This is a genomic window from Arthrobacter sp. UYNi723, assembly GCF_054057635.1.
The window spans coordinates 1-10,522 of record NZ_JBSRZM010000052.1 but is presented as its reverse complement, the minus strand read 5'-3'; the positions used below and the strand labels follow the sequence as shown (position 1 = coordinate 10,522).

Annotated in this window: 9 protein-coding genes and 1 pseudogene; 2 read left to right on the top strand and 8 right to left on the bottom strand. The window is 64.4% G+C overall.

The annotated features are described in order from the left end of the window. Positions 1-222: pseudogene (locus ACVWY0_RS21690) on the top strand (IS110 family transposase); the annotation flags it as partial. A 325-nt stretch (positions 223-547) separates the two neighbouring features. Here ACVWY0_RS21690 and ACVWY0_RS21685 read toward each other — a convergent pair. The 7 genes from ACVWY0_RS21685 to ACVWY0_RS21655 all read right to left on the bottom strand — a co-directional run bounded on the left by ACVWY0_RS21685 (position 548) and on the right by ACVWY0_RS21655 (position 8,978). After that, complete coding sequence (locus ACVWY0_RS21685) at positions 548-1,903, bottom strand: MFS transporter (RefSeq protein ID WP_485838533.1); 1,356 nt, start codon at positions 1,901-1,903, stop codon at positions 548-550. A 118-nt stretch (positions 1,904-2,021) separates the two neighbouring features. Further along, on the bottom strand, positions 2,022-2,879 hold the full coding sequence (locus tag ACVWY0_RS21680) for a LuxR C-terminal-related transcriptional regulator (protein WP_485838532.1): 858 nt from the start codon (positions 2,877-2,879) through the stop codon (positions 2,022-2,024). A gap of 55 nt (positions 2,880-2,934) precedes the next feature. Further along, positions 2,935-3,618, bottom strand: a complete 684-nt coding sequence (locus ACVWY0_RS21675; protein WP_485838531.1) for a TetR/AcrR family transcriptional regulator — start codon at positions 3,616-3,618, stop codon at positions 2,935-2,937. Next, a complete protein-coding gene (locus ACVWY0_RS21670; RefSeq protein ID WP_485838530.1) occupies positions 3,602-4,801 on the bottom strand; it encodes an acetyl-CoA C-acetyltransferase in 1,200 nt (399 codons plus the stop codon). The genes ACVWY0_RS21675 and ACVWY0_RS21670 overlap by 17 nt, the downstream gene beginning before the upstream one ends. After that, positions 4,798-6,432: an AMP-binding protein gene (locus ACVWY0_RS21665; RefSeq protein WP_485838529.1), complete on the bottom strand. Its 1,635-nt coding sequence runs from the start codon at positions 6,430-6,432 to the stop codon at positions 4,798-4,800. Before ACVWY0_RS21665 ends, ACVWY0_RS21670 begins: the two co-directional genes overlap by 4 nt. 9 nt (positions 6,433-6,441) lie before the next feature. Next, on the bottom strand, positions 6,442-7,623 hold the full coding sequence (locus ACVWY0_RS21660; protein ID WP_485838528.1) for an acyl-CoA dehydrogenase family protein: 1,182 nt from the start codon (positions 7,621-7,623) through the stop codon (positions 6,442-6,444). 83 nt (positions 7,624-7,706) lie between these two features. Further along, positions 7,707-8,978 carry a 3-hydroxyacyl-CoA dehydrogenase family protein gene (locus tag ACVWY0_RS21655; RefSeq protein WP_485838527.1) on the bottom strand — a complete coding sequence of 424 codons (1,272 nt, stop codon included), beginning with the start codon at positions 8,976-8,978 and terminating at the stop codon, positions 7,707-7,709. Between the two features lie 277 nt (positions 8,979-9,255). On the opposite strand from ACVWY0_RS21655, the gene ACVWY0_RS21650 reads away from it, so the two are divergent. Next, positions 9,256-9,636 carry a DUF485 domain-containing protein gene (locus tag ACVWY0_RS21650; protein WP_485838526.1) on the top strand — a complete coding sequence of 127 codons (381 nt, stop codon included), beginning with the start codon at positions 9,256-9,258 and terminating at the stop codon, positions 9,634-9,636. Positions 9,637-9,667: 31 nt separating this feature from the next. Here the strand turns inward: ACVWY0_RS21650 and ACVWY0_RS21645 are convergent, their stop codons facing one another. Further along, positions 9,668-10,177, bottom strand: coding sequence for a universal stress protein (locus ACVWY0_RS21645; RefSeq protein WP_485838525.1), 510 nt, complete (start codon positions 10,175-10,177; stop codon positions 9,668-9,670). Positions 10,178-10,522: the final 345 nt, after the last annotated feature.

Below are 10,522 nucleotides of genomic sequence, written 5' to 3'. Positions count from 1 at the left end.
CCGTCCAAGAAGGGCAACAAGAGCCTCAAACGGGCCTTCTTCCTCTCCTCATTCGCCGCGTTGAAGGACCCGCTGTCACGGGCGTACTACGACCGGAAGCGCGCCGAGGGCAAACGGCACAACCAGGCCCTCATCGCCCTCGCCCGGCGCCGCTGCGACGTCCTCTTCGCGATGCTCCGCGACGGCACACTCTACGACGCGCCGAGCCCCACGACAGCCTGAGAGGCCAGAGGCATCAGCCGGCGGGCAAACCCCCGCTGGCCGTTGGTTCCTGCCCAAAAACGATCCGCCACCATTTCGAAGGAAAACCCGTCCCAATGCTTGACAAAAAACATAGGGACACGTTCCCCGGCGGCAGCCCTCACCGCCCACCAGACCCGCGATCAGGAATCCCTGGCCGCGTAACCGAAATACAACGACGAAACTGTCTCAAAAACTTGACGTGCGCACAAGCGGGTCCGAATCCATTCGCGGGAGACGAAGCTGACCGGCTACCGGGCCCTCGTAGATGCCACCGCCGACGTCGACCCGGTGGCCGGCTGTGCGGTCACTTTGCGGCGGTGGTTCCGGAGGTTGCGAGGTCGATGCCACGGGTCTCCGGGAGGCCGAAGGTGGCGAAGAGGCTCACCAGGCTCACTCCGGCCAGAAGCAGCCCGATGGCCGGACTCCCCAGGCTGGCGCCGAGCGACGCCGCCACCAGTGGCGTGACACCACCGCCGACCAGCGCTCCGAGGTTGTAGGCCATTCCGGCACCTGTGTAGCGGTAGCGGGTGGCGAAGAGCTCCGGCAGGAAGGCGCCAACCGGACCGTAGATTCCGGCGACGATCAGCAGCGTGCCGGACAGCCCGACTCCAAACGACCAGGTGGTGCCTATGTCGAGGATCGGGAAGAGCAGGAGCGACCAGGGGATCGCCACGAAGCACGAGCCGACGATCACGGCTCGGCGGCCGATCCGGTCGGAGAGCATTGCGCTGCCAATAGTTCCGGCTGCGAAGAATATCGCGCCGACGATTCCCAGCGAGAGGATGGTGGGCCGGCTGTGGCCAAGGCCCTCGGCACTTGTGCCATAGCTGCTGAGAAAGGCTGTGCCGATGTAGAAGAAGGCGAAGAGCATCATGGTGGAGGCGCCGCCCAAGAGGATCTGGCGTGGCTGGTTTCGCACCGACTCCCACACGGGCAGCTTGCGGGGCCCAGCCGGGACGGCGCTCGAGTCGCTGGCCTCCTTGAAGACTGGAGTCTCTTCGATCTTGAGGCGGATGTAGAGACCGATCATAACGAGCACTGCACTTCCGATGAAAGGAATGCGCCAGCCGAATGTGAGGAATGCCTCCGACTTGTCGCCGAGTGACAGATTGATGATGAGGAAGGTTGCACTCGCGAGGGCGAAGCCAATCGACGGGCCCAGCTGGGGGAAGGCTGCGAAGAGGCCCCGGTGTTTGGGCGGGGCGTACTCGGCGGCCATCAGTGCCGCGCCGGCCCATTCGCCGCCGACAGCGAATCCTTGAAGAAAGCGGAGAACAACGAGGATGATCGGCGCGGCGATCCCGATTACGCTGGCGTCGGGCAGCAGCCCGATGGTGACGGTCGCGATGCCCATGATGAGCAGTGTGCTGACGAGTGTTTTCTTGCGCCCCAGCCTGTCACCGAAGTGGCCGAACAGGACGGCACCAAGGGGGCGCGAGACAAAGGCCACGGCAAAGGTTCCGAATGAGGCGAGAGTGCCGGCGGCCGGGCCGAGCGCCGGGAAGAAGACCTGGGGGAAGACGAGGGCCGCAGCCGTACCGTAGATGAGGAAGTCGTAGAACTCGATGATGCTGCCCATCGAGCTGGCGACGGCGACCCTGGCCATCGAGGTGGGGCGCGGACCGGACCGGTTCGCCACCGGTGCGAGGCTTTCGAGCATGCGATATCTCCTTTGACATCGGTCGTCGAAACGAGGTTTGTTTCGACGCGAAGATGCCATCGTGCCAGCGCCGTGCGTTCGCCACCACCTCCCGATGGAGGTGTTTTAGCGTCACCGGTCAGGGCAAAAGGCGGAGCCGGCGTGCGGCCACTACGGCCTCCGCGCGGCTGTGCGCGTCCAGTTTCGCCATGATCGACTGCATGTAGCTCTTCACGGTGACTGCCTTGAGTGAAAGCCGTTTGCCGGTTTCGGCATAGGAACAGCCGAGCGCCACTTGGGCGAGCACATCCGTCTCCCGTCGGGTGAGGTGCGGGACGCCGGCCGGCGCCGCGTCGGAGCCCTCGAGCCGTGCGGTCACGGCGAGGATGCGCTGGGCGAGTTCGGGATCAGTCGTGGTGCTGGCCACCGAGAGGAGCTCGGCATGCGCGAGCCGGACGGTCTCGATGAGGTTCCGGTCCGGTGGCTCCGCGGCCAGGCTTTGGACGACCCGGAGAATCGAGACCCGGTGGTCCACCTCGTCCCGAATGGCCAGTTCCCGCGAGATCCTCGAGGCGCCGGCGCTGAGTTCGGTCACCACGCACTCGCCGATCGATGTCCGCTCCCGCGTTGCCGCGTAGAGGACACACCGGGCACGGCCGTCTACGAGGATGGGGAGCGCCACCATGGTCCGCAGCCCCTCGATGCGTACGGCGTCGTCATGATGATGGGTGATGCTGTCGGAGTCAAAGTAGTCGGCCACCCCGACCGTGCGCGCCTGGGAGAGGGCCCGCCCGCCCACGCCCTCGCCGGGCTGCACGCTGAGGTTCTTCAGACCGTGCGTCGTCGTGCCGAAGAACTCGGTGATGGTGAGCTCGGTGCGGTTGACGAGGCCTGCGAAGAACACTGCTGAGCCTGTCCGGGCTGCGGTTTCCCGGATCGCCCGCTTCAGCAGGTCGCGGTCGCTCGGACGGTAGACTTCGTTGTCATGCCCTTTCATAGGGCCCTTCCCCGGTTAGATGGAGCAGGTGGACTGAGCAGCCGGATGGAGCAGGCTAGACGGATCGGCCGTCGAGCTTGTCCTGGATGCGACGCGCCAGCTCAGCAGTGGGTGTCGAGCGCGGAAAAACGGCCACAACCAGGTCATCCTCGGCTGCCTTGGATGCCGGGTCCTCCGGTGGCAGTACCCCGAAGATACGGCGCACCGCCTGGAGTTCGTGTTCCAGATTCTGGAGGGAGCCACGGGGGGAATCCAGCATCATTTCGCGCAGCACATAGTTATGAGTTGATGTGACTGCGGCGGCGAACCGGATGGCGTCCAGTGTTGATATGCCTGGCAGAGCGCGGCGGAGGTAGTCCGAGAAAAGCCGTTCATAGCGGGAGACCATGATCGTTTCCCGGTCCCGGAGCGCGGGCACCGCCTGCACGACGTGGTAGCGCTTCTGGGCCAATGTCCGGCGTTCGGAAAACTTCGCAAAGACCAGTTCCGCGGCCTGGCAGACGGCCGCCCATGGATCCGGGTGGCCCACGGACAGGTAGGCGGTCAGCTCAGCGAGCAGGGCTTCGTGGTCCGCAAAGATCACGTCTTCCTTGGCGCGGAACTGACGGAAGAAGGTGCTGCGGGAGATGCCGGCAGCGAGGGCAACATCGTCCACGCTGGTCGGGTCGTAGCCATTGTCGGTGAACAGGTCCAGCGCGGCCTCGGCCACGCCGGAACGGAAATTAGCCACTGATGCCATCCCGGTACAGTAGCAGCGCGTCACCCTGTCCGCCGCCGCCACAAAGCGCGACGGCGGATTTGCCGCTCCCGCGCCGCATCAGCTCATGGACGGCCGAGACCACCAGCCGCGCTCCGGAGGCGCCGATCGGATGTCCGATGGCGATGGCACCGCCGTTGACGTTCACCTTGTCCAAACCGAGGCCCAGGGCCGCTGCGGAGTGCACCACCACCGAGGCGAAGGCTTCGTTGATTTCCACGAAGTCAAGGTCCCCGGCCGTCCAGCCGGCGCGGGCCAGGGCTGCGGTGATTGCCTGTGCCGGCTTGTCCGGCAGTGTTGTGTCCGGCCCGGCGATCTGCCCGGCGGGCCCGACGACGGCCAGCACGTCGAGCCCGTGGGCATCGGCGTAGGCGCGGGTCACCAGCACGACGGCGGCGGCGCCGTCGCTCAGCGGCGAAGCATTTCCGGCGGTGACTGTTCCCGCCGCGGTGAAGGCCGGCTTCAGCCCGGCCAGCACCTCCTGCGTGGATTGAGGGCGTACGCCCTCGTCATCGCTTACCAGCACGGGCGCGCCGCGCTTCTGCGGCACCGAAACAGGGACGATTTCGGCGCTGAATCTTCCCTCGGCCCGGGCCGCGGCCGCCCGCTGGTGGGACAGCGCCGCGATAGTGTCCTGCACCTCGCGGGAGAGCTGAAGGTCCGCGTTGGCGCGGTCCGTGGCAATGCCCATGAGCTCCTGGTCAAAGGCATCCGTGAGCCCATCATGGCCGGCCGAGTCCACGGCCGTGATGCCGCCGTAGAGGTAGCCGGCGCGCGAGCCGGTGAGCAGGTGCGGTGCCTGGCTCATGGATTCCTGGCCGCCGGCGACCACCACATCCGCCTCGCCCAGTTTGAGCAGCCTGACGCCCTGGATGATGGCACTCAGCCCGGAGAGGCAGACGCTGTTAACGGTGACGGCGGGGGCGCTGAGCGGTATTCCTGCCGCGACGGCGCTTTGGCGCGCGGGGTTCTGGCCGGCGCCGGCCGTCAGGACCTGGCCCAAGATGACCGCATCGACGGCGGCCGGCCCAACCCCGGAGCGTTCCAGAGCCGCGGCGATGGCCGTGGCGCCAAGCTGTACAGCGCTCCGTGAAGCCAGGTGGCCCATCAGTTTTCCCTGAGGGGTGCGGGCCGCGCCCACAACAACTATGTCCTGGCTGCTCATTTGGTGGGTTCCTTGCTGAGGGCTGGGGCGCTGAGGTCCAGGGCGCGTAGCCGCGACTTCAGGACCTTGCCGGTGGAGTTGTGGGGGAGCTCTTCGGGGAAAAGGATCCTGTCCGGAACCTTGAATCCTGAGAGCAGGCCCTTGACGTGCGAGCGGATCTCCTCGGCCGTGACCGAGCTGGAGCTGCTGCGGATGACAAAGGCCACCGGGCGTTCGCCCCATTTCTCGTGCGCGACGCCGATCACGGCCACGTTCAGCACTGCCGGGTGGCTCATAATGGCTTGCTCCACCTCGATAGTGGAGATGTTTTCTCCGCCGGAGATGATGATGTCCTTGGCCCGGTCCTTGAGCTGGATGTAGCCGTCGGGATGCATCACGCCGAGGTCGCCGGTATGGAACCAGCCGCCGCGGAAGGCGTCGGCCGTGGCTTCGGGATCCTTGAAGTAACCGAGCATCACGTTGTTGCCACGCAGCACGATTTCGCCCAGCGTTGCGCCGTCGGCCGGGACATCGAGCATGTCCAGGTCCACGATGCGCGCCGTCTCGGCCTGCAGCATCCCCACTCCCTGGCGGGAGATCTTGACGGCCCTGTCCTGGGTGGATAGATCATCCCACTCGGTTTGATGCTCACAGATCGTGTACGGGCCGTACACCTCGGTCAACCCATAAACGTGGACCACGCTTATCCCGATTGCCTCCAGTGACGTGATGATCGCGGGCGACGGCGGCGCGCCCGCCGTCGTGATACGCAGCGGCACCTTCAGCTCGTGGGCCTGGGGTGCGCCGGCAATAATGCTGCACACCGTGGGGGCGCCGCAGAGGTTGGTGACTCCGAGAGTGTCGATGGCGTCCCAGACCGTGTCCGCGCGCACAGCCCGCAGGCAGATGTGGAGGCCTGCGGCCGCCGTCACGGCCCAAGTGGTGCACCAGCCGTTGCAGTGGAACATCGGAAGCGTCCACAGGTAGCGCGTGTCGCCGGTGAACTGATTGTGGATGGTTTCCCCGAGCGAGTTCAGGTACGCCCCGCGGTGCGAATACAGCACACCCTTGGGCTTGCCTGTGGTGCCGGAGGTGTAGTTGAGCGTGATGGGGGTGCGTTCGTCCTGGACACCCCACGGAAGATCCGTGTCCCCGCATCCCGGTCCGGCGAGGAAGTCTGCGTACTGCGTCGTGCCCATGCCTGCCGGGACCTCCGGATACGGGATGGTGCTGTCCGGCACTTCGATCACCTCAGCCAGCTGCGTCAGGCCCAGGTCCATTCCCGCCACGGTGGCCAGCAGTTCCGAATCGGCAAACAGCAGCCTGGCTTCGGAATGCTCCAGGATGTACTGGAGCTCCCGGGCGGACATCCGCGAGTTCAGGGCCACCAGGACGCCCCCGGCCAGGGGGACGGCAAAGTGGGCAATCAGCAGTTCCGGCACATTAGGACACAGGAAGGCCACCCGGTCACCGGGCTGGATCCTGCTCTTGAGCACCTTGGCCAGCCCCTGGGCTTCGGCAGCGAAGTCCCGGTAAGTATAGGAGCGGTCACCGTGGAGGATCGCCGTCTTCTGCCCGAACACCTCGGCGGAGCGCTGCAGGAACCGCAGGGGGCTCAGCGGGGTTTCATTGGGAAGTTCAATTGTGGTCATGGCGAATCCTTAGGCGAAGGCGCTTTGTCCGGTGACATCGCGGCCGATCAATAGGGTCTGAATGCTTTGCGTGCCTTCGTAGGTATGGATGGATTCGATGTCCAGAAGGTGCCGGATCACGTGGTTTTCCAGCAGGATGCCGTTGCCGCCCAACATGTCGCGGGCAATGGACGCCAGCTCGCGGGCCTTGCGGGTGTTGTGGTACTTCGCCATCGAGGCCTGGGTGGGGCGCATCTGGCCGGCCGTATCAAGCCCCGCGAGGTGGAAACAGTGCAGCTGCATACTGGTCAGCTCCGAGAGCATGTACGCCAGGCGGTCCTGAACAAGTTGGAACTTTGCCAGCGGCTTGCCGAACTGTGTCCGCTGCGTGGCATAGTTCAACGCGGCTTCGTAGACGGCGGTGGCGTGGCCGAGGGCGGACCAGGCCACCCCCAGGCGCGTGGCAACAAGGATTTCGGACGTGTCCTTGAAAGTGCGGGCACCGGGGAGAAGATTGGCCTTTGGAATGCGGACGTTGTTGAGCTTGATCCGGGCCTGGTGTATTGCGCGCAGCGAGGCCTTTCCGGTGATGGTTTCGGCCTCGTAACCCTCCCGGTCCTGTTCCACCAGGAAACCGCGGACATCGCCGTCGTCATCGCGTGCCCAGACCACCGTGACATCGCCTACGGAGCCGTTGCCGATCCACTTCTTCTCGCCATTGAGGACGTAGTCCTCCCCATCGAGCGAGGCGCTGGTTTCCAGTGCCACGGAATCGGAGCCGTGGTCCGGTTCCGTCAGGGCGAACGCGCCGAGCTTTTCGCCGCGGGCCAGCGGACCGAGCCAGGTCCTGCGCTGGGTGTCAGAGCCAAAAAGGGCAATCGTCCGCAGTACCAGGCCGCCCTGGACTGCGATCACCGTGCCCAGGGAACCGTCCCCGCGGGAGACCTCCATGTTAACCAGGCCGGCGGCCAGCGCGGACATGGGCTCCAGGCCCTGTACGTCAATGCCGTCGGCCAGCAGGTTCATGGTGCCCATCCGCTTGGCCAGGTGGGCGGGGAACTCGGCCCGCTCCCAGTAGTCGTTCATCTGCGGCAGGGCCTCCGCGGTGAAATCCCGGGCACGCCTCCACGCTTCGCGGTCGGGTGCGGAAATGTTGGCGAAGACGGAGTAGTAGTCCGTGTCCAGCGGTTCAGCGACGTCATAGTCGGGCATGGGCTTACATCCTTTTTTGGGGAGGAATTGAAGAATGGCGCGGAGGTGGCGGCGCTTGTTTGAGGCGGGCCGCGCGGCCCTGGCTATCCGACGAAGCCGGACCCGGGGTGGAAATCCCGTCCCCACACACGCCGGGAGGCGCCGCTTTGGTCTAGCAGCGGGGTGAGGCCCCCCTGACGCTGGGGGAAGTTGGCGCCCAGCAGCATGCACAAATCCACTTCCGCGGGACCGGCCACCACCTTTTCGGCGAGCATCAGGCCCACCTCCTCGGCCAGGGCGTCAAGTATCCCTGCCCTGATGGCCTCCGCGTCCGGTGCCGGCAATGAACCTCCGGCTTCGGCAGCCGGCAGCAGGGCGGCCGCCTCGGGAAGCACCGTGCCGGACTTAGCCAGGTAGCCGCGCAGCCGGGCATCCGCAATGGCTGCCAGGCTGCTGCTGACATAAAACCGGTCAGGGTAGGCGTCGTGCATGGTCTCGCAGATGTGCAGCTGGACCGCGGGTCCGATGAAACCCAGCAGCGTCAGCGGAGTCATGGGTAGCCCGAGCGGGTCCAGGGCATGGTCCGCCAGTTCGATATCCGTCCCGTCGTCAATGACCTGCAGCAGTTCGCAGAACAGCCGGGTCAGGATCCGGTTCACCACAAAGCCCGGCGTGTCAGTTACCAGGACCGCAGTCTTGCCCAGAAGCCGGGCAAGCGAACAAGCGGTGGCGACGCTGACGTCGTCGTTGTTGTCAGTGCTGATGATTTCCACGAGCGGCAGCACAGCCACCGGATTGAAGAAATGCAGTCCCACCAGGCGTTCCGGATGGGCCAGGCCGTGGCCCATCGCCGTGACGGAAAGGGACGACGTATTCGTCAGGAGCAGCGCATCAGTGCGCAGCAGGGGCTCGATCTCCGCGAAGACGGCGCCTTTGACGGCCAACTCCTCGAACACCGCCTCGATGACCACGTCGCAGTCCCGGTACTCGCGCTTATCCACGGTGCCGCGGACAAGACTGCCCAGGTCGCGGGCCGCCGTTTCGCTGAGTTGCCCCCGGTTCACCAGCTTCTCCAGGTGCGCGGCGATCCAGCCAAGCGCGCCATCCACCTTTGCCTGGGAAAGATCCGTGATCAGGACCGGAACGCCAAGCTGTTTGGCAAAAACAAGGGCAAGCTGGCTGGCCATGAGCCCGGCCCCGATTACGCCAACGCTTCGGACGGGGCGCGGATCGGCGCCGGGTGCGCCCGCCGGGCGCTGCCGTTGAGTATCTACTAGGGCCGCGGCATACGCCTGCGCCGATTTTCCGAGCGACTCGCAGGCGTCGACCGCAGCGTCCGTGAGCGAGGCAGTTTCTACGACATTGTGAGGAACCATGTCACCGTTCTACAGTGAAACTGAGTGTCAAGTCAAGTGATACTCAGTTTCACGGAGGTGATTGTGGCTTTGGAACGGCCGGGTTGGCGCGATGATCTCCGCGATAATTCCTTTTTCTGCGTGCCCCAATTCGGCTGATGTCGCATTAGGGCGAGACTAAATCGGGGCTATGCGAGACAATGGGAACGGCGGCCGCCACGTGCCACAGTGAGTGCAGTCACATTGGCCGGACGTCTGTTCAGCCGGTGTGGACTGCAAGTCTCAATGAGGAGGAACGATGGGTAACGAAGCCGAAACTCCGGACGCAGCGGAGTCCGTGGATTTTAAGCAAGTCCAGTCGACCAAGCGGTTCCAGGAACTTCGCAAACGTCACCGCAGCTTTGTCTTTCCCATGGCCATTGCATTCCTGCTCTGGTATTTCGCCTACGTCCTGCTGGCTGACTATGCTGCCGGATTCATGTCCATTAAGGTCTGGGGAAACATCAACATCGGGCTCATCCTGGGCCTTCTTCAGTTTGTTTCCACCTTCGCCATTACGGGCTGGTATGTCAGCTACTCCAACCGGAAGCTGGATCCCATCGCCGCTGAAATCCGCCACGAAATCGAAGGCCACGAGTTCGACCAATCCGGCAACCGAGTGGACGGAGCGGCGAAATGAGAGGGACCCGGCGCCTGTGAGAAGCCGTACCTTACGGTTTTAGGGGCGGAATCCCGGCTTTTCCGGGGGTCTGTCCCTTCGCCTTTGAGCCCCATAGACGATGGGAGCGGTGGCTGCTTTCGGCGTGCAGCACCATGACGGGGCAGTCCGCGTGGGCAACACACGCAGAGCTCACGGAGCCGAGGTGCATGCCAAGGAAACCCCCATGGCCCCGGCGTCCAACCACCAGCAACGAAGCACCTGCCGCCGCTTCCACGAGCTTCGCGGCAGCCGGTCCCCGGATCAGTTGCGAGGTCAGCCTTTCCGGAGTCTCCTCACCGAACGCCTTTTCCAAGGCGTCCGCAAGCGTCTTTGATGCAGCCGCTTCAAACCGGGCGAAATCCGGTGGAACGTATCCGGCGTAAATCTCCGGAAAATCCCAACAGGCAATAGCGACAATGGTGGCGTTCAGGGCCGGCGCCAGCTGCGCCCCGAGACGGAGCGCCTGGATGGACGATTCCGAACCGTCCACACCGACAAGAACCTTGGCTTCCGCATCCATGATCATTCTCCTTCGAAGGTGAATCCCGTGGTTGTTCCTAGTTTGCAGCTCCCATTAGCAGTAGCTGTGTGCCGAGCATATGCGCACCCGCAGCGCGAACGGAACTGCTTACGGATGTTTCTCGGGACTGTCCCGGAATCTGATGCTATTTAGGCCTAATCACCGAAGTAGCCGCATGGGCTAAAGCTGGCTAAAGCAGTGTCCACGGGTCCGTCCAAACCGTGTAACCACTCGCCTTATCGACAAATTCTGTGATCTCTCAAGACATCGGTGACAGTTCTGCCTCAGGACACTGGTGACAGTTGATGTCTCAGCACATCGGTGACAGTTCCTTTCGAAAGACGC

What these genes read in the sequence shown, in the direction of transcription:
- ACVWY0_RS21650 (WP_485838526.1), top strand. Translation starts at nt 9,256, where the DNA reads ATGGGTAACGAAGCCGAAACTCCGGACGCAGCGGAGTCCGTGGATTTT.
- ACVWY0_RS21660 (WP_485838528.1), bottom strand. Translation starts at nt 7,623, where the DNA reads ATGCCCGACTATGACGTCGCTGAACCGCTGGACACGGACTACTACTCC.
- ACVWY0_RS21655 (WP_485838527.1), bottom strand. Translation starts at nt 8,978, where the DNA reads ATGGTTCCTCACAATGTCGTAGAAACTGCCTCGCTCACGGACGCTGCG.
- ACVWY0_RS21680 (WP_485838532.1), bottom strand. Translation starts at nt 2,879, where the DNA reads ATGAAAGGGCATGACAACGAAGTCTACCGTCCGAGCGACCGCGACCTG.
- ACVWY0_RS21665 (WP_485838529.1), bottom strand. Translation starts at nt 6,432, where the DNA reads ATGACCACAATTGAACTTCCCAATGAAACCCCGCTGAGCCCCCTGCGG.
- ACVWY0_RS21670 (WP_485838530.1), bottom strand. Translation starts at nt 4,801, where the DNA reads ATGAGCAGCCAGGACATAGTTGTTGTGGGCGCGGCCCGCACCCCTCAG.
- ACVWY0_RS21675 (WP_485838531.1), bottom strand. Translation starts at nt 3,618, where the DNA reads ATGGCATCAGTGGCTAATTTCCGTTCCGGCGTGGCCGAGGCCGCGCTG.
- ACVWY0_RS21645 (WP_485838525.1), bottom strand. Translation starts at nt 10,177, where the DNA reads ATGGATGCGGAAGCCAAGGTTCTTGTCGGTGTGGACGGTTCGGAATCG.
- ACVWY0_RS21685 (WP_485838533.1), bottom strand. Translation starts at nt 1,903, where the DNA reads ATGCTCGAAAGCCTCGCACCGGTGGCGAACCGGTCCGGTCCGCGCCCC.